22 protein-coding genes are annotated in these 23747 nt (G+C 46.3%); 8 read left to right on the top strand and 14 right to left on the bottom strand.

Annotated features, from left to right (window positions below; genetic code table 11):
- Positions 1–86: 86 nt before the first annotated feature.
- The 4 genes from RG608_RS02175 to RG608_RS02160 are packed head-to-tail and all read right to left on the bottom strand — an operon-like array spanning position 87 to position 3982.
- On the bottom strand, positions 87–731 hold the full coding sequence (locus tag RG608_RS02175; protein WP_268686972.1) for a GNAT family N-acetyltransferase: 645 nt from the start codon (positions 729–731) through the stop codon (positions 87–89).
- 10 nt (positions 732–741) lie between these two features.
- Positions 742–3075: an endonuclease MutS2 gene (locus RG608_RS02170; protein WP_308946487.1), complete on the bottom strand. Its 2334-nt coding sequence runs from the start codon at positions 3073–3075 to the stop codon at positions 742–744.
- Between the two features lie 54 nt (positions 3076–3129).
- Complete coding sequence (locus RG608_RS02165; RefSeq protein WP_002929159.1) at positions 3130–3681, bottom strand: CvpA family protein; 552 nt, start codon at positions 3679–3681, stop codon at positions 3130–3132.
- Between the two features lie 10 nt (positions 3682–3691).
- Positions 3692–3982 (bottom strand): hypothetical protein, encoded by a 291-nt coding sequence (locus RG608_RS02160; protein WP_002896593.1) that lies wholly within the window; start codon positions 3980–3982, stop codon positions 3692–3694.
- Positions 3983–4170: 188 nt separating this feature from the next.
- Between RG608_RS02160 and rnhC the strand changes: the two genes are divergently transcribed.
- From rnhC to RG608_RS02145, 3 genes are read left to right on the top strand one after another with little or no spacing between them, the layout of a single operon-like run.
- Positions 4171–5061, top strand: a complete 891-nt coding sequence (gene rnhC, locus RG608_RS02155) for a ribonuclease HIII (protein ID WP_308946486.1) — start codon at positions 4171–4173, stop codon at positions 5059–5061.
- A gap of 3 nt (positions 5062–5064) precedes the next feature.
- Positions 5065–5694, top strand: a complete 630-nt coding sequence (gene lepB, locus RG608_RS02150) for a signal peptidase I (RefSeq protein ID WP_268686975.1) — start codon at positions 5065–5067, stop codon at positions 5692–5694.
- Between the two features lie 59 nt (positions 5695–5753).
- A complete protein-coding gene (locus tag RG608_RS02145) occupies positions 5754–8120 on the top strand; it encodes an ATP-dependent RecD-like DNA helicase (protein ID WP_268686976.1) in 2367 nt (788 codons plus the stop codon).
- A gap of 53 nt (positions 8121–8173) precedes the next feature.
- On the opposite strand, the gene RG608_RS02140 is transcribed toward RG608_RS02145, so the two are convergent.
- From RG608_RS02140 to dinB, 6 genes are all read right to left on the bottom strand, one after another.
- Positions 8174–8812 (bottom strand): TetR/AcrR family transcriptional regulator, encoded by a 639-nt coding sequence (locus tag RG608_RS02140; protein WP_308946485.1) that lies wholly within the window; start codon positions 8810–8812, stop codon positions 8174–8176.
- A gap of 75 nt (positions 8813–8887) precedes the next feature.
- Entirely contained in the window at positions 8888–9643 is a 756-nt protein-coding gene (locus RG608_RS02135; protein WP_268686977.1) for a CPBP family intramembrane glutamic endopeptidase, read from the bottom strand.
- Positions 9633–10427: a CPBP family intramembrane glutamic endopeptidase gene (locus tag RG608_RS02130; RefSeq protein WP_268686978.1), complete on the bottom strand. Its 795-nt coding sequence runs from the start codon at positions 10425–10427 to the stop codon at positions 9633–9635. Before RG608_RS02130 ends, RG608_RS02135 begins: the two co-directional genes overlap by 11 nt.
- A 45-nt stretch (positions 10428–10472) precedes the next feature.
- Entirely contained in the window at positions 10473–11267 is a 795-nt protein-coding gene (locus tag RG608_RS02125) for a CPBP family intramembrane glutamic endopeptidase (protein WP_061599791.1), read from the bottom strand.
- Between the two features lie 318 nt (positions 11268–11585).
- Positions 11586–11900 carry a hypothetical protein gene (locus RG608_RS02120; protein ID WP_061594398.1) on the bottom strand — a complete coding sequence of 105 codons (315 nt, stop codon included), beginning with the start codon at positions 11898–11900 and terminating at the stop codon, positions 11586–11588.
- Positions 11901–12113: 213 nt separating this feature from the next.
- A complete protein-coding gene (gene dinB, locus RG608_RS02115) occupies positions 12114–13178 on the bottom strand; it encodes a DNA polymerase IV (RefSeq protein ID WP_268686979.1) in 1065 nt (354 codons plus the stop codon).
- A gap of 369 nt (positions 13179–13547) precedes the next feature.
- Here dinB and pflB point away from each other — a divergent pair, with 369 nt between their 5' ends.
- From pflB to RG608_RS02090, 5 genes are all read left to right on the top strand, one after another.
- Positions 13548–15863, top strand: coding sequence for a formate C-acetyltransferase (pflB, locus tag RG608_RS02110; protein ID WP_268681613.1), 2316 nt, complete (start codon positions 13548–13550; stop codon positions 15861–15863).
- Between the two features lie 159 nt (positions 15864–16022).
- Positions 16023–16799, top strand: a complete 777-nt coding sequence (locus tag RG608_RS02105) for a threonine/serine exporter family protein (protein ID WP_268686980.1) — start codon at positions 16023–16025, stop codon at positions 16797–16799.
- Positions 16800–16803: 4 nt separating this feature from the next.
- On the top strand, positions 16804–17271 hold the full coding sequence (locus RG608_RS02100) for a threonine/serine exporter family protein (protein ID WP_268686981.1): 468 nt from the start codon (positions 16804–16806) through the stop codon (positions 17269–17271).
- A 144-nt stretch (positions 17272–17415) separates the two neighbouring features.
- Positions 17416–18594 carry a hydroxymethylglutaryl-CoA synthase gene (locus RG608_RS02095; RefSeq protein ID WP_308946484.1) on the top strand — a complete coding sequence of 393 codons (1179 nt, stop codon included), beginning with the start codon at positions 17416–17418 and terminating at the stop codon, positions 18592–18594.
- Positions 18591–19865: a hydroxymethylglutaryl-CoA reductase, degradative gene (locus RG608_RS02090; RefSeq protein ID WP_268686983.1), complete on the top strand. Its 1275-nt coding sequence runs from the start codon at positions 18591–18593 to the stop codon at positions 19863–19865. Before RG608_RS02095 ends, RG608_RS02090 begins: the two co-directional genes overlap by 4 nt.
- Before the next feature lie 39 nt (positions 19866–19904).
- Here RG608_RS02090 and fni read toward each other — a convergent pair whose 3' ends face one another.
- From fni to mvk, 4 genes are read right to left on the bottom strand one after another with little or no spacing between them, the layout of a single operon-like run.
- Positions 19905–20912 carry a type 2 isopentenyl-diphosphate Delta-isomerase gene (fni, locus tag RG608_RS02085; protein ID WP_268686984.1) on the bottom strand — a complete coding sequence of 336 codons (1008 nt, stop codon included), beginning with the start codon at positions 20910–20912 and terminating at the stop codon, positions 19905–19907.
- On the bottom strand, positions 20893–21912 hold the full coding sequence (locus tag RG608_RS02080) for a phosphomevalonate kinase (RefSeq protein WP_268686985.1): 1020 nt from the start codon (positions 21910–21912) through the stop codon (positions 20893–20895). Before RG608_RS02080 ends, fni begins: the two co-directional genes overlap by 20 nt.
- Positions 21902–22849 (bottom strand): diphosphomevalonate decarboxylase, encoded by a 948-nt coding sequence (mvaD, locus tag RG608_RS02075; protein WP_268686986.1) that lies wholly within the window; start codon positions 22847–22849, stop codon positions 21902–21904. Before mvaD ends, RG608_RS02080 begins: the two co-directional genes overlap by 11 nt.
- Positions 22831–23709 (bottom strand): mevalonate kinase, encoded by an 879-nt coding sequence (gene mvk / locus RG608_RS02070; RefSeq protein ID WP_268686987.1) that lies wholly within the window; start codon positions 23707–23709, stop codon positions 22831–22833. Before mvk ends, mvaD begins: the two co-directional genes overlap by 19 nt.
- Between the last annotated feature and the right edge of the window lie 38 nt (positions 23710–23747).

Genomic DNA, 23747 nt, shown 5'->3' with positions numbered 1-23747 from the left:
AACACTTTATGCTGCTTACATTATAGCAAAAAGCAAGCCCTCATAAAAGAACCTGCTGCTATCTCTTCGCTGAAACTTCCAATACCCTATTCGATTTTCAAAACATAGGTATGCTCTTTGTAAAGCTCATCAATATCAAAATGCTCCAAATCTTCTTTCCTTGAGACAATATAATGCCCTTCTCTTTGATAATAGCCTAAGGAATTTCCCAACTTATCTGTCAGACAGATTGTCTGCTGCTTCCTATCAACGCTGAAAGAAAACGGTGTTTGATCTTTGGGGCGTCCAACAACTAAATAATCTTGACAAATCAGCTTGCCGCCCCACTTCTGGTAGAGGTAATTTGCCTGCTCTCCGTCTCTGGTAAAGATGATCAAGGCCTCAACTTTCTTTTCATGCAGTTTCTCTCGAGCAGTTTGAAAGAGTCGGCCGGCTATCCCTTGATTCTGAAAATCAGGATGGACAGCCAGATTAGCGAAGTAAGCTATCTTTTCTCCTGGATAATATGGATAAGAACGACTTGCTTCTTCGGTGTAAATCCCAATATCTAGAAGCCCTACAACCTGATCATCTTCCACTGCTATGAGCTCAATCGAATCTTGGTAAGGCTCTTCAGTAAACTCATCCTTGCTGCGGCTCACATCATCAAAGAAAGGCGAAAAGAGATAACTCAAAGCTTTTGTATAAACCCAACTTTTCTCATAAGTCGAGTTATAGATTTGTATTTTCATTTCTGGCCTCTTACTTAAATATCACAATCGTCGCACCGCTGCCGCCGGCATTTTGCGGGGCATAGCCGAAGGACTTGACATGTTTGTTGCGGCGGAGATATTTGGTCACCCCTTCACGGATGACGCCGGTCCCGATACCGTGGATAATATCCACCTGAGCCATGTTATTGAGGAGAGCCTGATCGATAAAGGCATCCAGCTCTTCCATAGCCTCTTCATAGCGTTTGCCGCGCAGATCCAGTCTGGCTTTGGGGCCAGCAGTATTGGCCCGCTTGACCACATTGACCTGCTTGCGCTTAGGCTGCTGGTCCTTTTCAGCCTTGAGTAAGTTGAATTCCTGCTCTTCCAGAGTCATCTTAATCAGACCGACCTGAGCTTCCCAGCGGCCGTCCTTGAGCTGCTTGACCAAGGTTCCCCGCTGACCATAGCTGGTAACCAGAATATCATCCCCCACCTTGGGCTCCCGATTTTTCTTGGCCTGTTTGAGCACCTTATTCTTTGATAAATCAACCGTTTCTGGTGCCAACTTTTTAAGCTGAACCTTAGCTTCAATAATCTCATGTGGTTTGAGACTAGACTTATCATGGAGATTTTTGAGAATGCTCTCACTCTCTGACAAAGCCAAATCAACGATTTCCTGGGCTTCCACCCGCGCCTTATTGAGCTCGGTTTCCTTTTCTCGATTGAGCTCATTATATAGCTTTTTGAGGGCTCGGTTAAATTTGAGATTTTCCTGCTCCACCTCGCGGATATTATCCAAGCGCTTGCGGCTCTCCAGCGTCTGCTCCTCTAGGCGCTCAATGATTCGATTGACATCACTGTCTGTGTCAGTCTGCTCTTGGGCATGGCCAACGATAACTTCTGCCAAGCCCAAACGCAGAGCGATTTCAAAGGCATTGGAGCGGCCAGGCACTCCCTGCATAAAGCGATAGGTCGGCCTTAAACTATCTGTATCAAATTCCATGCTGGCATTCTCTACCCAGTCCGTCTCAATTCCATAGGCTTTTAGCTCAGGATAGTGAGTCGTCGCCATGGTTTTAATTTGTCTTAGTCGCAAATCTTCCAAGATAGCAATAGCCAGAGCTGCACCCTCCTGCGGGTCAGTCCCAGCTCCCAACTCATCCAGCAGGACCAAGCTATCGCTATCCACCTGCTCTAAAATAGAGACGATATTGGTCATGTGACTAGAGAAAGTTGACAGGCTCTGCTCAATGGACTGCTCATCACCAATGTCTGCAAAAATCTGACTGAAAATCCCGACGCGGCTCCCCTTGTCCGCCAGAATCGGCAGACCTGACTGGGCCATAATCTGAGCCAAGCCCAAGGTCTTCAGCATGATGGTCTTACCACCCGTATTAGGCCCCGTAATGACAATCTCTGTCAAGTCTGGCCCGAAATGCAAATCATTAGCCACTGCATTTTCAATCAGGGGATGGCGGACACTGAGCAGTTGGATATCCTGCTCCTCCGAAAGGTCTGGCACCACCGCTCCCGTCTCCTGCATGAAGCGGACCTTGGCACGCACCAAATCCAGATGTCCGATAATCCAAGCATTGTTGGCAATTTCAGCTGCATGGGGACGGAAGAGGTCTGATAATTCCTGCAAAATCCGCTGAATTTCATAACGCTCGTCTGCCCGACTGCTGGCAATTTCTTCGTTGAGATTGACAACCGCTCTAGGCTCGATATAGACGGTATTCCCGCTGGCTGAAATATCGTGAACCACACCAGAAATGCGGTTACGATAGGTATTTTTCACAGGCAGCACATTGCGGCCATTCCGGCTGGCCACTACCTGATCCGCCAGCATCTCTCCCTTGTTTTTGAGAATCTCTTGCAGAATTTCCCGCACCTGGTTTTCATTTTCTTGAATTTTTCGGCGGATACGGCTCAAACTTTCGCTGGCAAAGCTTTCAATAAAGCCGCCATCATTAACAGCCTGCAAACTTCCTTGCAGCTTAGGGAACACAGCTAGATTATCAAACAGACGGTCCAGCTTTTCCAAGTGCACATTTTCCAAGTCCTCATAAAAGGACTTGAGCTCCTGAGTCACAGCCAAGACGCGCTTGAGAGCCAAAAACTCCTCAATATTCAAGTCGCTTTCCAGCTCCAAACGCTTGGTCAAGGCAGTAATATCCTGAGTCGCAGCCAGACTAAAGTGCGGATACTGCACAAAAATCTGCTGCATATCTGTCATTTCCAGAAAAGCTGAGGCTAACGTCTCCTTCTTGCTAGTCGGCAAAAGCAGACCCAGCTCCAGCTGCCCCTGCTCTGTCAAAAGATAGGGAGCAAAAAGTTCTTTTATCTTCTTAAATTCTAAGGTTTCTAAAATTTTTGTGTTCATAATTTTCTTTTCTAGTAAAAAAGAACCCAGCTAGCAGGCCAACTGAGTCGTCTTTTATCCGATAACTTGATTCACCCAGAGATCTTTGAGGATATTGGATGTGATAGGGGTATACTTGACAATAAAGCGAATCATGAAGCTGCTATTGAGCCGCTCCTGAACCATCTCCATCGGCACCGTCGCTAAAATAGTCAGGCACATTCCCAAAACAAAAATAGAGATACAAACAGCGATGGCTCCGCTGGTCACATTGTACCATTTGGTATCCAGCTTATTGGGGTAGGGAATCAGATTCGCAAAAATCCCAAAAAAGCGCCCAAGGATATAGACAGCCGTAAAAATAATGAGATAGGCCAAACCAGCATAAAAAACCTGGTCCAACTGAAAGAGCTGGGAGCTAGGGAAAAAGTAGGTCGAAGAGCCCTGAGTTGCGCTGGCATAAGGCACCCAAAGGCTGATAAACTTAGCCAAGCTCTTATAAAAAGCTCCAGCCACCAGCATAGAAACCATGGTCGCAGCAGCATAATAGCCCTGCAGAACAATGCCACGCGAGTAGCCAATATAAAAGCTCCAGGCCAATATTAGTAAAATAACAATAGAAAACATTATTTCTCCTCTATTTACCCGACTTTTCTCTCAAATCACTGAGCATTTTGTGACGAAAATCTTCTAGTTCTTTTTCCTTGTCGTCAAACTCAATCTCGCGGCTAAGCTGGGTAGATAGGCTATTGACCGCCAGCAAAATCGCCAGGACTTCATCATCTGCCGCAGGCATCTGCTCTTTGATAGCCTTGTATTTTTCCTTTGCTACCCGTTCTACTTCTTCCATAAAGAGATTATCGTGTTCTGTTGTTAGAGTTAAGGTCTTGTTTCCAAATGTAAATTTATATCGATTCAAATTTGCCATAAAATCACCTCATTGTATTATATCAAAAAAGAAGCCCTTTGTCAGTTATAAAAACACTTGGGACAAGACAGGGACTTTCTTTTTCATCTTTTTTGATATTGTAAACAGCGGTATTCTCCTACAAAATTTTTGTAGGTTTTTCAATCTTATGTCTTTCGACTTTTCCTTTTTATGGTACAATAGGGGGTATGGAAAGTATCACCCTCAGTCCCAAACAGCAAGAAATTCAGGCTTTTGTTGAGAAATATCAGGACCAGCTGGCTCCCAGCAAGAACCCACATATTCAATATTTCTTCCGGCTGAATCAGGCGACGGTCAGTGTCTTTAGCTCCGGAAAAGTTCTCTTTCAGGGGGCAAAAGCTGTTCACTACGCTGGCTTTTTTGGCCATCAAGCAGGCAAATCCAGTTCTAGTCCTGCTTCTCAGAATTTTGCCCTCATTGGGACAGATGAGGTCGGAAACGGCTCCTACTTTGGATGTCTAGCCGTCGTAGCTTCTTTCGTCACTCCAGACCAGCACGACTTTCTGATGAAACTGGGCGTTGGCGATTCTAAAACCTTGAACGATAGCAAGATTCGCCAACTGGCAACGGTCTTAAAAGAAAAGATTGCCCACCAAGCTCTGCTCCTATCGCCAGAGAAGTACAACGAAGTCATCGCTTCTGGCTACAACGCCGTCTCTGTCAAGGTGGCCTTACATAATCAAGCTATTTATCTACTGCTGCAAAAAGGCATCAATCCTGAAAAAATCGTCATCGATGCCTTTACCAGCCAGCAAAACTACAATAAATACCTAAAGCAGGAAAAAAATCATTTCCCAAATCCGGTAAGTCTGATTGAAAAGGCTGAAGGAAAGTTTCTAGCTGTTGCAGTCAGCTCTATTATCGCTCGTGACCTCTTTCTGGAAAATCTAGAAAATCTCAGTCGAGAGTTAGGCTATACCCTGCCTAGCGGAGCCGGAAGCAAGAGCGACCAAGTTGCCAGCCAGATTCTTCAATCCTATGGAATGGCCGGTCTGCAGCATTCTGCTAAACTCCACTTTAAAAATACTGAAAAAGCACAAAAACTTCTAGAAAGGTAACCTATGAAAAAATCAAATACTGCTGTTGTCATTCTCAAAGAATGGGGACTCTTTATCTTCTTTATCTCTGTCATTATCCTGTCAAGGCTCTTTCTCTGGTCCCCTGTAAAGGTAGATGGCCACTCTATGGACCCTACGCTGGCTAATGGGGAATACCTGCTTGTCCTCAAACATCAGTCTATTGACCGCTTTGATATCGTTGTCGCCACTGAGACAGATAATGACGGAACGACCAAGGAGATTGTCAAACGGGTCATCGGTATGCCGGGCGACACTATTCAGTATGAAAATGATACTCTTTACATCAACGGCAAAAAAACAGACGAGCCTTACCTGACGGACTACATCAAGAAATTTAAAGAAGACAAGCTCCAATCAACTTATACTGGGGACGATTATGATGATAATGGTGAGTTTTTCAGAAAACTCGCTGCTCAGGCTCAAGCTTTCACTGTTGATAGTGAAGGCAGCCCTGTCTTCACCATCAAGCTTCTGGATGATGAATACCTGCTTCTGGGTGACGACCGGATTGTTTCCAAGGATAGTCGCCAAGTCGGTACCTTCCAAAAAGAACAAATCCAGGGCGAAGCCAAGTTCCGCTTCTGGCCGCTGCTGCCCTTTAAAACCTATTAAGCATACCGAACTCAGTTGAACATCAGCTGGGTTCGTTTTAAAAGAAGAACCTATAAACTATGGAATTTTACTTTTCAGGAACGATTGAACGGATTATTTTTGAAAATCCCAGCAACTTTTTCCGCATCCTGCTCTTAGATATTGAGGATACAGATGCCGAGGATTTTGAAGATTTTGAAATCATTGTCACCGGATCTATGGCAGATGTCATGGAAGGCGAAGATTACACTTTCTGGGGCAGTCTTGTCCAGCACCCCAAATATGGCCAGCAGCTGAAAATTTCCCGCTATGAGCGAGCCAAACCCAGCAGTAAAGGCCTAGTAAAATACTTCTCCAGTGACCATTTCAAGGGCATCGGGGTCAAGACTGCTCAAAAAATCGTCCAACTCTACGGAGAAGATACTGAGGACACCATTGACAAGATTTTAGCAGAGCCGGAAAAGCTGACCCAGATAAACGGCTTAGCAGCTAAGAACCGCGAGGCCTTTGTCGCCAAGCTCAGACTCAACTACGGAACTGAGATGGTACTAGCCAAACTGGCAGCCTACGGCATTCCCAATAAGCTGGCTTTTCAAATCCAGGATACCTACAAGGAAGAAACGCTGGATATTGTCGAAAAATATCCCTATCAGCTGGTAGAGGACATTCAGGGAATCGGCTTTAAAATTGCTGACCATCTGGCAGAAGAGCTGGGTATTCAAAGTGATGCCCCTGAGCGTTTTCGGGCTGGCCTTGTCCACACCTTGCTGACCCAGTCTATGGAGCGGGGAGATACCTATGTCGAAGCTCGTGATTTACTAGAGCATACCATCGAACTCTTAGAAAGCTCACGTCAGGTAGAGCTGGACCCCAGTCTGGTCGCTGACGAGCTGACTCATCTGCTCGAGGAGGATAAGGTCCAGAATGTCGATACTAAAATCTTTGAAAACAGCCTCTTCTTTGCTGAAGAAGGAATAAGGAGTAATCTAGTCCGTCTGCTGGAAAAAGGCAAGCAAGATTCTTTCGACCAAGATAAGATTACTGCGGCTATCCAGCAAGTGGAGGAGAACTCCGGCATCTCCTATGACAGCATCCAAAAGGAAGCCATCCGTCAGGCTATCAATCAGAAGGTCTTTATCCTAACCGGCGGACCGGGCACTGGAAAAACTACCGTTATCAACTGTATCATCGCAGTCTACGCCCAGCTTCGCAGTTTAGATCTGCGAAAGGTCAATGTTCTGCCTATTCTGCTAGCGGCTCCCACTGGGCGCGCCGCTCGGCGCATGAACGAATTGACCGGTCTTCCTAGCGCCACTATTCACCGCCATTTGGGAATGACTGGCGATGATGATACCAGTCATTTGGATGATTATCTGGATGCTGATTTTATCATTGTGGATGAATTTTCCATGGTGGATACTTGGTTAGCTAATCAGCTCCTCAGCAATATCTCCTCTCAAACCAAACTCTTGATTGTCGGAGATGCGGATCAACTTCCGTCTGTCAGTCCAGGTCAGGTTCTGGCAGACTTGCTGCAGATACCGACTATCCCACAGACCAAGCTGGAAACCATCTATCGGCAGAGCGAAGAGTCTACAATCGTCACACTAGCCAGCCAGATTCAGAAGGGCATTTTACCAGCAGACTTTACAGAGAAAAAAGCGGACCGCTCATATTTTGAAGCTAGAAATGAGCATATCCCGCCTATGATTGAGAAAATCACTAGCGCAGCCATTCGCAGCGGTATCCCAGCTCAAGATGTTCAGGTATTGGCACCTATGTATCGGGGGCCAGCCGGCATTGACCAGATTAACAATCTTATGCAAAATCTCATCAATCCTGTAGAGAAAGACGAGCTGACCTTCGAAGCTCCCGACTGTCAGTATCGCCAAGGAGATAGGGTTATCCACTTGGTCAATGACGCTGAAAGCAATGTCTTCAACGGTGACTTAGGCTACATCAGCGACCTGCTGCCTGCTAAGTACAGCGACTCCAAGCAGGACGAGCTGACCATTGACTTTGATGGCAATGAACTTGTTTATCAGCGCAGCGAGTGGTATAAGATTCGCTTGGCCTACGCTATGAGCATCCACAAGTCTCAGGGCAGTGAATTTCCCGTGGTCATCTTGCCCATCACCAAGAGCAGTCACCGGATGCTGCAGCGCAATCTCATCTACACCGCTATCACCCGCGCCAAGAGCAAGTTGATCTTACTTGGGGAAAAAGCTGCCTTTGACTATGCTGCAAAAAACACTGGCACCGCCCGTAAAACCTATCTAATCGAGCGCTTTGGCGACTTTCTGCAAGCCGAGAGCAATATTCACAATCCTGTGGATAAAATGAAAACGCCTGTGGAAAACTATGTCCTGACTGAAGAAAACTTCCAGAAAATTGACCCCCTAATCGGCCTGACCGAGGAAGATATCCACAGTATATTCAGCACATAAATAAAAAGGCTGGGACAGAATTAAATTTTTTAGTTCTGTCCTATCGCCTTTTTTTATGCTTTATTTTTCTGGCTAAAGAGCTGCAGGAGCTCGTCAGTAAAGATATCCATGCCGACCGAGGTCATCATAAACTGCAGAAAATGGAAGCGTTCTGGCAGTTTTTCAGGATCGCTTTCAAAAACGGTCTCATTCATCCAGAAGTTCACCAGCAGCAGAAAGACTTCCGCAGTCTGGTCCGGATACTGAGTCTGGATAGACCCATCTGCCATGCCTTTTTTGATAATATTGCTGACCAGAGGGGCGCCTATCCGCAGATTGTCCCGCATCATGGTCAAAATAAAACCTGCATCCTGCTCGTACTCATCCACAATGCCGTCTATGGCCCGGGCTGTCTGACTTTCCAGATTGGACTTGAGGATGGCTTGCAGCTGCTCCCTGCCGGTCAGATTTTCCGTAGCCTTGAACCACTGCTTCATCTCTTCTTCCATCAGCTCCTGCCGGCTCCTAATCACCGCAAGGACAATCTCATCTTTTGACTTGAAATGATGGTAGATAGCCCCCTTGGAGATGCCCGCCGTCTGGGCGATGTCCTGCATACTGGTCTTTTCGGACCCCTTTTGGATAAAGAGCTGGGTTGCTGTATTTAAAATTTTTTCTCTCATGGCCTGGGATTTGTCTTTTCGCTGCGCCATTCTGTTCCCCTTTGTTTCTAATATAGCTTTATTCTACCAAAAAAGCCGGAGAAATACAAAATCATAAAAATATCTTTAAGCCTTGTCTTGCTGATCCCTTTGATACCAAAGATAGATACTGTAAGCCGCCATCAAGATATAGCCTAGGAAAAAGAGGGGATTTTCCGTTCCCTTGCCTACAAAGATGGCTTCGCCAATAGTATTAATGAGCCCATGAAAGAGGACACAATAGAGGACAGACTGACTGACCTTGTAAAGAGCTGCCAGCCAGAAACGGCTGAGCAGGCAAGCGGCTGTAAAGACCAGAAAGGAGGTCCCCGCCTGACTGCTGCCGGGCATAAAGAAGAGGGGCAGATGCCAGACAGCCCAGATTAACCCAGTTGCTACAGTTGCCAAAGGGAAGGGCAGGATCTTCTCCATACTTGGCTGCAGGAAGCCCTGCCAGCCAATCTCTTCATTGCCGCCTGTCAGAAGAGTCGTTACCAGAGCCAGAACCAAGACATTCAAAAGATTCAAACCTGGCAGCGGCCTGGTCACAAAGGCAATGGAAATCGTGTATAGCCCCACAAAAATCAATAGATAAGGCCAGCTTCTTTTCCTAGTAAACTTGATAAAAGCCAGCATTTCTTTCAAAGACTTACCTAAGACAAGCTTGGCACTTATAGCAGGACCAAATGTTCCCACTATCATGAGAAGCGGATAAAGCAGCGGCACTCGTTCTTTCAGCACAGCTGAGAGAATCCACGCAGACCAGCTGATGCCAAAAGTCCAGAGCAGAAAAATTAGAATTTGCTTGACAGATGAGGAATCTTTATAGTTTCTAGCTTGCATCTTTCTCAGCTCCTTTCCGATTACCCTTCCAGTACCACCAGCCGACCAGCAGAGCGGTCATGAGCAGATTAGCAGCCTGGAAGCTGAGATACCTTCCGCCATTTGTAGCACTGCCGACAATCGTCGCCTGAGCAAAGTTAATGCAGCCGTGAAAGACCATGCAGGCAAAGACAGAGGCCGTCTGCTTGTAGAGAACCGCCAGACAGAAACTGAGCAGGATACAAAAGAAAATATAGAAAGGCAAAGAAACCTGACTTTGACTCGTTCCCGGAATCAGCCAGAGGGGCAGATGCCAGGCCACCCAGACCAGAGCCGTGATGACAGTTGCCAGAGGGAAGGAGAATTTTTTCTCCAGAGCCGGCTGCAGCACTCCCCGCCAGCCCAACTCTTCATTCCCACCCCCAGCAAAGGTGATAAAGGTCCAGCCCAGAGGAAACATCAGAATGGCATTCAGAGGCGGCAGGGCTGGATTGGCGATAAAAAGGGTCAAAACCCGAACCAGACAGAAGGCCAGCATATAAATCCACCAGCCCTTAGCATGAGAAAAGATAAAGTCCAGCATCTTCTTAGGATGAGAAATTTTGAGGCTGATAAAAGTTCCCAAGGCCGGTCCGAAGCCACCGATGATAATGAGAGCATAGCCCAAAGGCTCAGCCCCGCTGGTCAGCTTCAGGGCGGCTAAAATATACAGAATCAGCCAGGATCCCCAGCTAATACCAAAGGTCCAAGCTAAGAAAGGCCAAATATGCCTTGTCTCTGGCTCTACATGTGTTTGTGTTTTCATATGATTACTCCTTTTTCTTTGGCAGAAGAGCGATCGCCAAGATTTTTAGCTTGCATCTTTCTGAACTCCTTTCCGATTGCCCTTCCAATACCACCAGCCGACCAGCAGGGCGGTCATGACCAGATTAGCAACCTGGAAGCTGAGATACCTTCCGCCATTTGTAGCACTGCCGACAATCGTCGCCTGAGCAAAGTTAATGCAGCCGTGAAAGACCATGCAGGCAAAGACAGAGGCCGTCTGCTTGTAGAGAGCCGCCTGACAGAAACAGAGCAAGATACCAAAGGAGAGATAGAAGGGCAAAGAAATCTGACTTTGACTCGTTCCCGGAATCAGCCAGAGGGGCAGATGCCAGGCCACCCAGACCAGAGCCGTGATGACAGTTGCCAGAGGGAAGGAGAATTTTTTCTCCAGAGCCGGCTGCAGGAGGCCCCGCCAGCCCAGCTCTTCGTTCCCGCCTCCAGCAAACGTGACAAAGGTCCAGCCCAGAGGAAACATCAGAACGGCATTGAGCGGCGGTAATACAGGATTGGCGATAAAAAGGGTCAAAACCCGAACCAGACAGAAGGCCAGCATATAAATCCACCAGCCCTTAGCATGAGAAAAGATAAAGTCCAGCATCTTCTTAGGATGAGAAATTTTGAGGCTGATAAAAGTTCCCAAGGCCGGTCCGAAGCCCCCGATGAAATTGAGAGCAAGGCCCAAAGGCTCAGCCCCGCTGGTCAGCTTCAGGGCGGTTAAAATATACTGAAGCAGCCAGGCTCCCCAGGTAATGCCAAAAGTCCAGGCCAGAAAGGGCAGGATATGCCTTGTCTCTGGCTCTACATGTGTTTGTTTGTTCATACGATAACTCCTTATCAAATGTAGAATAGTGAAAAGTCATCCGAAAACTGGACAAAGGCATCCTTTACTCTCAGTCTTTCAGATGATTGCCTGTTTTGAAACGCAGATTTTTAAAATCCGACCATTCGGTTTGTTTTGTTATAAAAAATAAAGACCTGCGCCAAATAGAAAACGTAGTCTTTTAGTCCTTGCCTAAAATAAAAAGCAAAGATAGACTAAATAATGCTAAAAGTTATGTCAGCACCGTTTAGCTACTGCCTGCTGCTTTTAGTTTCTAAGTTGTCCTGACTCTGATGCTTAAAACAGGTCATCTCTCTGCTACTTGCTCCTTTCTTTATTTTGCAATCGCCGGATATGCCAGAGATTGGAGGCAAGGCTCAGACCGCCTACTGCCATAATACCCAGTCCTCGCCATGGGCTAAAGACAGAAGTCAGCAAGCCACCAGCAAGGACAGCATATCCAGCTTTGACTCCCCACTTAGAATAGCGTATGCCATTCTCACCCTGTGACATCTTTTTCAGCTTTTCTGCATGCTGCTGCAAAAACTCTTTCTGACCTTCCAGCTGCCGATCCATCTCCTGATTCAACTTGAGGATGTGCTCGCTTGTTTTTTCTACTACAGATTTCTTCATTTCTGCTCCTTTCTTTTCAAAAAACCGACCAGACGGTTTTTTATTTTATAGACCTAGTATAACAGACACAGAAAACTTTGTCCAGTATTTTTTCAAAAAAGATTATTTTTAGTCAATGAAAATCATCAGACAACTTAGAAACTCGTCACAAGCAACTCTCTCATACTAAAAGCTATATCTAAAAAAGCCCGGTAACGAACCAAGCCTTTATCTTTATTCAAACCCCGTCATTGTCAGTCCTAGCAGACGGATACCTCGTGGTTGCTCTTCCAAGCTATCATATATCTCATGAGCCATTCGCTCGATTTGCTCCTTGTCTCGAGTGGCTAGATTCAAACTTTTCCTTTTAGTCATGGTGGAGAAATCTGCATAACGGATTTTCAGAACGATGGTTCGCCCTTTCTTATCATGCTTAGTCAAGCTATTTTCTACCTTCTGCGCCAGCAGGGTCAGCTCTTTCTTGATATCCTCCTCACTATAGAGCAGTTTGGCATAGGTCCGCTCCTTCCCAATCGACTTACGAATACGATTGGATTTGACCGGACTATTGCTGATGCCACGCGCTTTCCGGTAGAGATCAAAACCAAAGCGACCAAACTTATCAATCAAGGTCATTTCCGGTATCTTGAGCAGATCTGCACCAGTATAAACTCCCATTTCATGCAGTTTCTCAACGCTTTTCTTACCAACTCCATGAAACTTGGCAATGTCCATAGGAGCCAGAAAGGCCTCTGCTTCCTCAGGCAGAATAACAGTCAGACCATGAGGCTTCTCATAGTCACTGGCAATCTTGGCCAGAAACTTATTATAAGAAACGCCTGCCGAAGCCGTCAGTTGCAGCTCATTCCAGATATCGTGCTGAATCAGCTTGGCTATTTTGACTGCAGATTTAATCCCAAGCTTGTTTTCCGTTACATCCAGATAAGCCTCGTCGATGCTCATGGGTTCAATCAAATCCGTATAGCGTTTGAAAATTTCTCGGATCTGCAATCCGACTGCCTGATATTTTTCGTAATTCCCCGAGATAAAAATCCCCTGGGGGCAACGCTCATAAGCTTCCTTGGAGCTCATAGCCGAATGAACTCCGAACTTTCTGGCCTCATAATTGCAGGTGGAGACGACACCACGACCGCCAGTCAAGCGTGGGTCGCTGCCGATAATGACTGGATGCCCCTTTAACTTAGGATTATCCCGCTCTTCCACCGAAGCGAAAAAAGCATCCATATCAATGTGGATAATCTTCCGAGATGTATCGTTAATCAGTGGAAAAATCAGCATGCCCTCCTCCTTTCTCCTGCCATCAATCTCAGCTTACAGGCTTTCACAAAGTCGGCCCTTTTTGCTCAAATAAATCTGAAACAGTTTTTCGTTCTGTCAAAAAGTATTTTAAAAGTAAGATTCTTCGTCAGTAATTTTTATATGACATTTTAATTACTTTTATTATAACTTTTTTACCCATTTTTCCAAAATATTTGAAAAGAGTTATGTTTTTCAAATCTATAGTACACATCCGCGACTTTTTACTTTCTGTATTATAAAAGAAAGTCTTTCTTTCTGCCGAAAATGGTTTGTGAAACCGATTACCGTATGATATACTTTACTTATAAATGTAACAGTTTATGTTGCTAGAATAAAGAGGAAAATCAAATGGTTGTAAAAACAGTTGTTGAAGCTCAAGATATTTTTGACAAAGCTTGGGAAGGCTTCAAAGGTGAAGACTGGAAAGAGAAAGCAAGTGTTTCTCGCTTCGTTCAAGCTAACTACACACCTTATGATGGAGATGAAAGCTTCTTGGCAGGTCCTACTGAGCGCTCACTCCACATCAAGAAAATCGTAGAAGAAACAAAAGCTCACTACGAAGAAACTCGTTTCCCAATGGACACTCGTCCAGCATCTATCGCTGATATCGACGCTGGTTACATTGACAAGGACAACGAACTAATTTACGGTATCCAAAACGACGAACTCTTCAAATTGAACTTCATGCCAAAAGGTGGTATCCGCATGGCTGAAACTACTTTGAAAGAAAATGGATACGAACCAGATCCTGCTGTTCATGAAATCTTTACTAAATATGTTACTACAGTAAATGACGGTATCTTCCGTGCTTACACTTCTAACATCCGCCGTGCTCGTCACGCCCACACTGTAACTGGTCTTCCAGATGCTTACTCACGTGGACGTATCATCGGGGTTTACGCACGTCTTGCTCTTTATGGAGCTGACTACCTCATGGCTGAAAAAGTTCGCGACTGGAATGGTTTGACTGATATTGACGAAGAAACAATCCGTCTGCGCGAAGAAATCAACCTGCAATACCAAGCACTTGGTGAAGTTGTAAAACTTGGTGACCTTTACGGAGTAGATGTTCGCCGTCCTGCTTTTGACGTTAAAGAAGCTATCCAATGGACTAACATCGCCTTTATGGCTGTCTGCCGTGTTATCAACGGTGCTGCAACATCTCTTGGACGTGTACCAATCGTTCTGGACATCTACGCAGAACGTGACTTGGCTCGCGGTACTTACACTGAATCAGAAATCCAAGAATTTGTTGATGATTTCGTTATGAAACTTCGTACAGTGAAGTTTGCCCGTACAAAAGCTTACGACCAACTTTACTCTGGTGACCCAACCTTCATCACTACTTCTATGGCAGGTATGGGCAACGACGGCCGTCACCGTGTTACTAAGATGGACTACCGTTTCCTTAACACACTTGACAACATTGGTAACTCTCCAGAGCCAAACTTGACCGTTCTCTGGACTGACAAACTTCCATACTCATTCCGTCGCTACTGTATGCATATGAGTCACAAGCACTCTTCTATCCAATACGAAGGTGTGACAACAATGGCTAAAGACGGCTACGGTGAAATGAGCTGTATCTCTTGCTGTGTGTCTCCACTTGACCCTGAAAACGAAGAACAACGCCACAACATCCAATACTTCGGTGCTCGTGTAAACGTTCTGAAAGCCCTTCTGACAGGTCTCAACGGCGGTTACGACGATGTTCATAAAGACTACAAGGTATTTGACATCGAGCCTATCCGTGACGAAGTTCTTGAATTCGAATCAGTTAAAGCAAACTTTGAAAAATCTCTGGACTGGTTGACTGACACTTACGTAGATGCCTTGAACATCATCCACTACATGACTGACAAGTACAACTACGAAGCTGTTCAAATGGCCTTCTTGCCAACTTACCAACGCGCTAACATGGGATTCGGTATCTGTGGATTTGCCAACACTGTTGATACCTTGTCAGCTATCAAGTACGCTACAGTTAAGCCAATCCGTGACGAAAATGGCTACATCTACGATTACGAAACAATCGGTGAATACCCACGTTGGGGTGAAGACGATCCTCGTTCAAACGAATTGGCTGAATGGTTGGTTGAAGCTTACACAACTCGTCTGCGCAGCCACAAACTGTATAAGAATGCAGAAGCTACTGTGTCTCTTCTGACTATCACATCTAACGTTGCTTACTCTAAACAAACTGGTAACTCACCAGTCCATAAAGGAGTGTACCTCAACGAAGATGGCAGCGTAAACTTGTCTAAATTGGAATTCTTCTCACCAGGTGCTAACCCATCTAACAAGGCAAAAGGTGGCTGGTTGCAAAACTTGAACTCACTTGCTAGCTTGGACTTCAGTTACGCAGCTGATGGTATTTCTCTGACAACTCAAGTATCACCTCGTGCGCTTGGTAAGACTCACGACGAACAAGTAGACAACTTGGTAACAATCCTTGATGGTTACTTTGAAAACGGTGGACAACACGTTAACTTGAACGTTATGGACTTGAAGGATGTTTACGAGAAGATTATGTCTGGCGAAGATGTTATCGTTCGTATCTCAGGTTACTGTGTAAACACTAAGTACTTGACTCCAGAGCAAAAGACTGAATTGACTCAACGTGTCTTCCACGAAGTGCTCTCTATGGACGATGCTTTGAGCTAATAAACGACTAAAGACTTACAAACCATTTGAAAGAAGATTGGAAATCCCCAATCTTCTTTTTTGTATCTATGGGTCCAAATGGCTGCCAACTTGATGATATTTTTAAGAGGCTTTATGGTATAATGGTTCTATTGCTATACTAGGAAAAGGATTGGGGAAATGACAGAGAAAGGTATCAGGGAAGAAGCCAAAGATTTCAATCTGGCAGTAGATGTTATCATGCTAGCCGGAACTCTGCTGTTGCAGAGCGGATCCGAGACCTATCGGGTAGAAGACACCATGATTCGCATCGCACATTCACAAGGGATCATCGACTGCAATGCCTTAGCAATGCCAGTGGCTATTTTCTTTTCGATTGAAAATACAAATGTTTCACGGATGAAACGTAATCTCAAGACCAACTACAACATTGAGAAGGTCTGCGATGTCAATCAGGTATCCCGTCAGTTGGTAACAGGAGAAATTAGCCTTCAAGAGGCTTTTGATGAGCTGAATCGCCTCAAGGTGAAGGAGCTGCCCTATAACAACAAGCAGCTGATTGCAGCAGCAACGCTCAGTGCTCCCTTCTTCTCCATCATGTTTGGTGGAAATTTCTACGATGCTTTGGGGGCGGCCATTGCTACCTTCTTTGGCTTTGCCTTCTCTTTGTATGTTGACAAATATATCCGTATCCCTTTTTTGACAGCTTTTGCTGGAGCCTTCGTCTTTGGACTGCTGGCTCATATCTGGACACGCTATTCTGGTTTTAATTCCACAGATGATTTGATTATTGCGGGTTCTGTCATGCCTTTTGTGCCCGGCATTGCTCTCACCAACTCTGTGCGTGACATCATGACCAACCATATCAACTCTGGGATGAGCAAGCTCTTTGAATCGCTCCTCATCACTCTTGCTCTCGGTGCAGGTACCTCTGTCGCCCTCCTTATTATGAAATAAGCCTATGACAATCTTGACTTTCTTACTGCAAGCAGTTGCCAGCCTGCTGGCCATCATTACCTTTTTAATCGTTCTAAATGTCCAGCGCAGTATGCTAATTCCTGGCGGAGTGCTGGGCATGGCTATTTGGCTGCTCTATCTCCTGCTCAAAGGACCGACCAACGTCATCATAGCAACCTTTGTGGCTGCTATCGTCGGTTCCTGCGTCAGCCAAATCCTCAGCATCATCTATAAAACGCCCGCTGTTGTTTTTATTTTGGCTATTCTAGCGCCTCTGGTCCCGGGCTACATTTCCTATCGGACGACTGCCTTCTTTGTCACTGGTGACTACAGCCAGGCTATGATTAACGCCACTCTGGTGGTCATTCTGGCCTTGGTCATCTCGATTGGCATGGCCAGTGGCACTGTCGTACTCAAGCTCTATCATTACTTAAAAAAGCGTCAACCCAAACTCGCATCTGATAAACAGTAGAAGCATCTGCTGTTTTTATTTTGGAAAATACATCTTAAGCCTGATTTAGCTGAGATTGGATGTTTTTGTAAGAGTTTTATTCCTAAGTATGGTAAAATAGTCTTCGGAATATACTAGAATAAAAGGATTTAAAGAGGTCTTATAATGACAATCGGAATCGACAAAATCGGTTTTGCGACCAGTAATTATGTCTTAAAATTAAATGATCTAGCGGCAGCCCGTGGGACTGACCCAGAAAAGCTTAGCAAAGGACTCTTGCTCAAGGAACTAAGCATTGCTCCTCTGACTGAGGATATTGTTACCTTGGGAGCGGCGGCAGCAGAGCCCATCCTAATAGCAGAGGACAAAGAAAAGATTGATATGGTCATCGTGGCTACTGAGTCAGGGATTGACCAGAGCAAGGCTGCAGCCGTTTTTGTCCACGGCCTTTTGGGCATCCAGCCTTTTGCCCGTAGCTTTGAAATCAAGGAAGCCTGCTATGGGGCGACTGCAGCACTGGACTATGCCAAGCTCCATATCGAAAAACACCCAGACAGCAAAGTTTTGGTGTTAGCTAGCGATATTGCCAAGTATGGCATTCATACACCTGGCGAGCCAACGCAGGGAGCAGGAGCTATTTCTATGCTGATTAGCAGCAATCCTCGTATCCTCGCTTTCAATGATGATAATGTAGCTCAGACACGCGATGTCATGGATTTTTGGCGCCCAAATTACTCGACAACACCTTATGTCAACGGCCTCTATTCAACCCAGCAGTATCTGGATAGCTTAAAGACAACTTGGGCGGAGTACCAGAAGCGCCACAAGCTGGCTCTCAAAGATTTTGCGGCCTACTGCTTCCACCTGCCTTATCCAAAATTGGCTCTCAAAGGTCTCAATAAAATCATGGATAAAAGCCTACCCCAAGAACAGCAAGACCAGCTTAGAAAGAACTTTGAAGCCTCTATTCTCTACAGCCAAAAGGTTGGAAATATCTATACAGGCTCCCTCTTCCTAGGCCTCCTGTCTCTCCTAGAAAACTCAGACAACCTCAAGGCTGGCGATCGGATTGCTCTTTTCGGCTATGGCAGTGGAGTTGTCTCTGAAATCTTTAGTGCCAATTTGGTAGAGGGCTATGAAAAGCATCTATCCAAGACACGCCTAGAGGAATTAGACCAGCGTCAGGCTCTTTCCATCCCGGATTACGAGCGCATCTTTTTTGAAGAAGCTGAGCTGGATACAGAGGGCAATGCCCGCTTCTCTGGCTATGAAAACCAAAGCTTTGCTCTGGCGGAAATTTCAGAGCACCAGCGTAAGTATATCAAAGTTGAGAAATCATCATGAAAGTAAACTGGACTGGATTTTCCAAAAAAACTCCTGCTGAGCGGCTGCAGATGCTGAAAGAAAAGGGGCTTTTACAAGATGAACATTGGCAGCTGCTAGACAGTCAGCAGACTTTGCCTCTGGAAACAGCCAACCAGATGAGTGAAAATGTACTGGCCACTCTGGCCCTGCCCTACTCTCTGGTGCCAGACTTTCTGGTGGATGGTAAGACCTATCAAGTTCCTTTTGTGACAGAAGAGCCATCTGTGGTAGCAGCGGCTAGCTTTGCAGCTAAGATTATCAAACGTTCAGGCGGATTTGAGACAGAGGTCCACAAACGCCAGATGATTGGGCAAATCGCCCTCTATCAGGTTGAAAAGGTTGACCAAGCCATTAAAGATGTTCTCAGGAAAAAGAAAGAGTTGCTGGAACAGGCCAACCAAGCCTATCCATCGATTGTGGTCCGTGGCGGCGGTGCTAGAGATCTCTGGCTGGAGCCAAAGAATGACTTCCTCATTTTCTATCTATCTGTGGATACGCAGGAAGCCATGGGAGCCAATATGCTCAACACTATGCTGGAGGCCCTCACCCTTTCTCTGGAAGAGCTGACTGGCGGTAAGAGTCTGATGGCTATCCTGTCAAACTATGCAACAGATAGCCTAGTAACAGCCCGCTGTGTCATTGATTATCGCTTTCTCAGCCGGGATAAGGCTGAGGCGGAACTACTTGCGGATAAGATGCAGCTAGCCAGCAAGCTAGCCCAGGTCGACCCTTACCGAGCAGCTACCCACAATAAAGGCATCTTTAATGGCATTGATGCTTTGGTGCTGGCTACTGGAAATGACTGGAGGGCTATAGAAGCTGGTGCCCATGCCTATGCCAGCCGAGAAGGAAGCTACCGCAGCCTCTCTACTTGGACGGCAGACCCAGTCACACGCCAGCTTCGTGGTCAGATGACCCTGCCCATGCCCATTGCGACTAAGGGAGGCTCCATCGGTCTCAATCCAGCAGTGGCAGCCAGCTTTGACTTGCTAGGGCAGCCTCAGGCCAAGGACTTGGCTTCCCTCATCGTTTCAGTCGGATTGGCGCAAAATTTCGCTGCCCTCAAAGCCCTGGTCAGCACTGGCATCCAAGCCGGACACATGAAATTGCAAGCCAAATCTTTAGCATTACAAGCTGGAGCCCAGGACGAAGAAATTGCTGCTGTAGCCAGTCGCTTAACAACTATGAAGACTTTCAACCTAGCTGCTGCTCAAGATATACTAGCTGACTTACGAAAACAGAACAAGTAAAAAGGCCTTAATGGCCTTTTTTGTATGTCTTTATTCTATTTATTTAATCTGTTCCTGAGCTTCTTTCAGCCGACCGTAGAGTAGATAGGGTACACCCTTTAATTCTTGCAAGTTTCGGCAGGACAGGGCGCACATGATGAGGCGCAGATCTGATTTCCAGCCTTCTACAATATCAATAACTTCTTCCACTGAGTGATTTTCCACCAACTCCAGCATGGTACGAGAAAGGCCGACCGCCTTGGCTCCTAAGACCAAGGCTTTGATTATATCCAAAGGATGACGGACACCTCCACTAGCCAAGAGTTCGACCTCATCGCGCAATGGTTGAAGCGCCAACATGCTCTGCAGAGTAGATTGTCCCCAATCATTGAGGTAGTCACGATTGCCACCCCGCTGATTTTCAATATAGGCAAAGCTAGTGCCACCCCGGCCGGAAATATCAAAAGTCTGAATCCCCAAGGAGCGCGCTTCTTCAACAGTAGAGCGATCCATGCCAAAGCCAACTTCTTTAAGAATTAGGGGAAGATCCAGACGCTGACCATAATCAGTCAAGTGCTGGCGCCAAGAACGAAACTCCCGCTCGCCCTCTGGCATCAGCAATTCCTGCATGAGATTAACATGGACCTGCAAAAAGAGGGGCTGCAAATCAGCTACTGCCTGCTGGGCGGCTTGATAAGGCTTGTCCAAGCCGATATTGGTAGCCAGCAATAAATTAGGCCGACCAGCCGCCACCCGATAGGAAGGATCAGAAGGATTTTTCAAGGCTGCGCTGTAAGAGCCAGTTACAAAAAGAAGGCCGCAACTTTCAGCTACTTGAGCCAGCTTTTCATTGATCTGACCACCTTTTTGGCTGCCGCCAGTCATGGCATTGATGTAAAAAGGAAACTCCCAGTCACGACCAGCAAAGTGAGTCGATAGGTCAATCTCAGCCAAATCATACTTGGGCAAAGAACGGTGGATCAGTTCCATTTCATCAAAACTGTTGTAACCTAGACGCTGCTCTAAAGCGTATTTGATATGGTCATCCTTACGATTCTGGCTCATCATGGCCCATCCTTTCTCTGTATAATAGCTCAATGCCAGCTGCTCGCCAGGCTTGAATCAGTTGCTTGCTAGACACAGCATCAAAGCTGAGAGCAATCCCGCAGTCGCCACCTCCGGCACCACTGCTCTTAGCCACACAGTTCAGCCCCTCTGCCGCTTCTTTTAGGACTTTCAGCCTGTCTGTATAGATAGCTGGGCTGAGCCTTTCTAAAAGCTGACTAGCATTTTCCAGACTAGACTGAATAGCGAGCTTCTCTCCTGCTCGTAAAGCTCTCTCCAAAGCATCAACCTGCGTCCTACTGCCTGTCAAAAAGGACTCTGAAATAGCTGACTTGACCTGATTGACCAAGTCCTTAGAAATCGCCGGCTGCTTGGTCCAGCCAACCAGAAAATCCATGGCTAAGCAAGGCTTAATACTGCGAATTTCAAAGCCCCAATCCTCTGCTAGTAATTGCTGTAAATCAACTTTGCCCATACGCTTGCGAACCAGCTCTCTATCAAAAGACTGGTAGTAAATCAGGTCTTCATAGACAATGCAGGCTAGATCTCCCATGGAGCCATTGTCTCCGCGCTTGAGGAGAACGTAAGAAGCCAGTTTAAAGAGTAGCTCCGACTCCAAGTCCAGCTCATAAAGCGCCGCCATGGCCTTGAGAATCAGAATAACCACACTACCGCTGGAGCCAATCCCGAACTTCTTGCCATCTTTTTCCATCTTCCCGCAAATCTTCAAAGAAAAAGGCTGAAGTTGGTAGCCTAAGGCTAACAAATAAGTGTTCATAACCCCCACCGTCTCCTGAATCAAGGCATAATCAGGGTCTGGCTCTAGGTTAGAGCTGTGTTCAAACATATCTGATGTCAAGCGATAGGCAGAGGCTGTCTGGATTTCTCCCGTCATATAGATAGGAATGGCCTTGATAATGGCCGGCTGACCGGCCGTCAGCACTGCATATTCACCCGCCAGATAGAGCTTGCCGCAGGTTTGGACTCTTGCACTAGCTTTCATCTGACAAGTCCTTTGTTTTGGAGACGATAAGCCGGTAGTCCTTCTCAAAAATAGCCACCAAATGGTCTAGGTCTTCCTCCAAGCAGAGCACCTTGACATTTGGCCCCGCGTCCATGGTAAAGTAGCAACGCTCGCCCTGCTCCCGCAGCTTTCTGACAGCATCCATAGCTTGGTAAGACTCCTCTGTCAGATAAGAAAAGGGCGGATAAGCTTTCTCTGTCGTGGCATGCATCCGAAGAGCATTTTCTTCCGTCAGCTGACCCACCTTGGCAAAATTATTGTCTCGTAAATAGCCTAGCATAGCCTGATAATCCAAGGCAGACTGGGCAATCCAATCTGGGAAAATGGTGGAAGTTTTAGCACAGAGCTCCATGCCGTCGCGGCTGGAAATGGGCTTTTTCTCATCGTGCAGAACCAACATAATCATGGCTAGTTTCAAATCCGTCTTGACTGGATAAATGGCCCCACTGTCCTTATCCCAGGCCGCTAGCGGACCAAAGAAAGACCGAGCAGAGGACCCTGAAGCAAACTTGGCCAGCTGAGCCAGCTCTTGTGTCTGATAGCCCGTCTGAAAATAAGCATTGCAGGCCTTGACTAAGGCAGACAGACCACTGGAGCTGGAAGACAGACCCGCTGCAGTCGGCATGTTGTTGCTGGTATCAACGCGGACAAAACCATCTTCTGGAGAGCGAAAACGATCAATAATCTTACTGATTTTGGCATGTTCTGCCGGGCTTTGTAGCTGACCGTCAATATAAAACTCATCTCCAGTCGCTGAATCCGGCAAAGGGCTCAGCTGGGTCTCGGTATACATATTTTCAAGTGTCAGCGAGATACTGCTGGTAGACGGAATCATCTTTTCTGCGTCTTTTTTCCCCCAATATTTGATAATTGCAATATTGGCATAGGATTTGACACTTACAGACTTTCGATCCATGTGTTAATGGCCCCTTTCTCTCTCAATAAGGCGGATAAGGCCTCCGCCTGACTTCTTTCTCTTACAAGAGCAATGACACAGCCGCCCAGACCACCGCCGCTCATTTTAGCTCCCAAAGCTCCGTTTTCAAGAGCTGCCGATACCAGCTCATCTGCTTTCTGGCAAGAAACCCCTAGCTTGGCTAGCTTCTCATGAGCCTTGGTCATAGCTTGTCCCATTGTCATCAGGTCCTTGATAGAAATGGCTTTCTCAAGAATTTTCGTTAAATTCCCCAATTCCTGAAGCAAGGGCAGAGCCTTTTGACCCTGACTTTCTACAGCACGGATAGCTTCGCGGGTATGACCGTGAATACCAGTATCTGCAATGACTAAAAAGGCATCCAGATCCAGCTCAATTTTACTGAAACCGAAATTGCGAATAAACTTAATAGCCACATCGCTGAGGCAGGTCTTGGCATCAAGGCCGCTGGGATTCATATGGGCAATCATCTCTGCCCGATTGGCTAGAATCTCCAGTGTTTGGCCATCCAGTTCTTCCTCAAAGTAGTCAAAGACCGCCCGAATAGCTGCAATACTAACCGCGGCTGAAGACCCCATTCCCCTCTTCTCAGGGACCATGGACTCCACCTGACAGCGAATCTTAGCCCCTTGCCGACCGAGATGTTCTAGACAGGCAAAAACAGCCATAGACAGCGTATCCTCAGCATAGAGGGTCCAGGCCCGCTCAGACGGAAAGACCTGACAGGTCACTTCAATGCGATTAAGAGGCAGGGAAATGGCCGGATAGCCGTAGACCACCGAATGCTCTCCCATTAAAATAATTTTACTGTGTGCCTTGCCGACACCGATTTCTTTTGTCATAGTCTTCTCTTATCTGTAGATTCTCTCTATCTTATTTT

This window comes from Streptococcus sp. IsoGale022, from assembly GCF_031142805.1.
In the GTDB taxonomy this organism is placed as follows: domain Bacteria; phylum Bacillota; class Bacilli; order Lactobacillales; family Streptococcaceae; genus Streptococcus; species Streptococcus sanguinis_A.
This window is presented reverse-complemented; position numbering and strand designations above follow the sequence as displayed.

What these genes read in the sequence shown, in the direction of transcription:
- pflB (WP_268681613.1), top strand. Translation starts at nt 13,548, where the DNA reads ATGGTTGTAAAAACAGTTGTTGAAGCTCAAGATATTTTTGACAAAGCT.
- RG608_RS02090 (WP_268686983.1), top strand. Translation starts at nt 18,591, where the DNA reads ATGAAAGTAAACTGGACTGGATTTTCCAAAAAAACTCCTGCTGAGCGG.
- RG608_RS02135 (WP_268686977.1), bottom strand. Translation starts at nt 9,643, where the DNA reads ATGCAAGCTAGAAACTATAAAGATTCCTCATCTGTCAAGCAAATTCTA.
- RG608_RS02100 (WP_268686981.1), top strand. Translation starts at nt 16,804, where the DNA reads ATGACAATCTTGACTTTCTTACTGCAAGCAGTTGCCAGCCTGCTGGCC.
- RG608_RS02175 (WP_268686972.1), bottom strand. Translation starts at nt 731, where the DNA reads ATGAAAATACAAATCTATAACTCGACTTATGAGAAAAGTTGGGTTTAT.
- mvk (WP_268686987.1), bottom strand. Translation starts at nt 23,709, where the DNA reads ATGACAAAAGAAATCGGTGTCGGCAAGGCACACAGTAAAATTATTTTA.
- fni (WP_268686984.1), bottom strand. Translation starts at nt 20,912, where the DNA reads ATGATGAGCCAGAATCGTAAGGATGACCATATCAAATACGCTTTAGAG.
- RG608_RS02080 (WP_268686985.1), bottom strand. Translation starts at nt 21,912, where the DNA reads ATGAAAGCTAGTGCAAGAGTCCAAACCTGCGGCAAGCTCTATCTGGCG.
- RG608_RS02140 (WP_308946485.1), bottom strand. Translation starts at nt 8,812, where the DNA reads ATGGCGCAGCGAAAAGACAAATCCCAGGCCATGAGAGAAAAAATTTTA.
- RG608_RS02145 (WP_268686976.1), top strand. Translation starts at nt 5,754, where the DNA reads ATGGAATTTTACTTTTCAGGAACGATTGAACGGATTATTTTTGAAAAT.
- mvaD (WP_268686986.1), bottom strand. Translation starts at nt 22,849, where the DNA reads ATGGATCGAAAGTCTGTAAGTGTCAAATCCTATGCCAATATTGCAATT.
- RG608_RS02160 (WP_002896593.1), bottom strand. Translation starts at nt 3,982, where the DNA reads ATGGCAAATTTGAATCGATATAAATTTACATTTGGAAACAAGACCTTA.
- rnhC (WP_308946486.1), top strand. Translation starts at nt 4,171, where the DNA reads ATGGAAAGTATCACCCTCAGTCCCAAACAGCAAGAAATTCAGGCTTTT.
- RG608_RS02170 (WP_308946487.1), bottom strand. Translation starts at nt 3,075, where the DNA reads ATGAACACAAAAATTTTAGAAACCTTAGAATTTAAGAAGATAAAAGAA.
- RG608_RS02125 (WP_061599791.1), bottom strand. Translation starts at nt 11,267, where the DNA reads ATGAACAAACAAACACATGTAGAGCCAGAGACAAGGCATATCCTGCCC.
- dinB (WP_268686979.1), bottom strand. Translation starts at nt 13,178, where the DNA reads ATGCTGATTTTTCCACTGATTAACGATACATCTCGGAAGATTATCCAC.
- RG608_RS02130 (WP_268686978.1), bottom strand. Translation starts at nt 10,427, where the DNA reads ATGAAAACACAAACACATGTAGAGCCAGAGACAAGGCATATTTGGCCT.
- RG608_RS02120 (WP_061594398.1), bottom strand. Translation starts at nt 11,900, where the DNA reads ATGAAGAAATCTGTAGTAGAAAAAACAAGCGAGCACATCCTCAAGTTG.
- lepB (WP_268686975.1), top strand. Translation starts at nt 5,065, where the DNA reads ATGAAAAAATCAAATACTGCTGTTGTCATTCTCAAAGAATGGGGACTC.
- RG608_RS02165 (WP_002929159.1), bottom strand. Translation starts at nt 3,681, where the DNA reads ATGTTTTCTATTGTTATTTTACTAATATTGGCCTGGAGCTTTTATATT.
- RG608_RS02105 (WP_268686980.1), top strand. Translation starts at nt 16,023, where the DNA reads ATGACAGAGAAAGGTATCAGGGAAGAAGCCAAAGATTTCAATCTGGCA.
- RG608_RS02095 (WP_308946484.1), top strand. Translation starts at nt 17,416, where the DNA reads ATGACAATCGGAATCGACAAAATCGGTTTTGCGACCAGTAATTATGTC.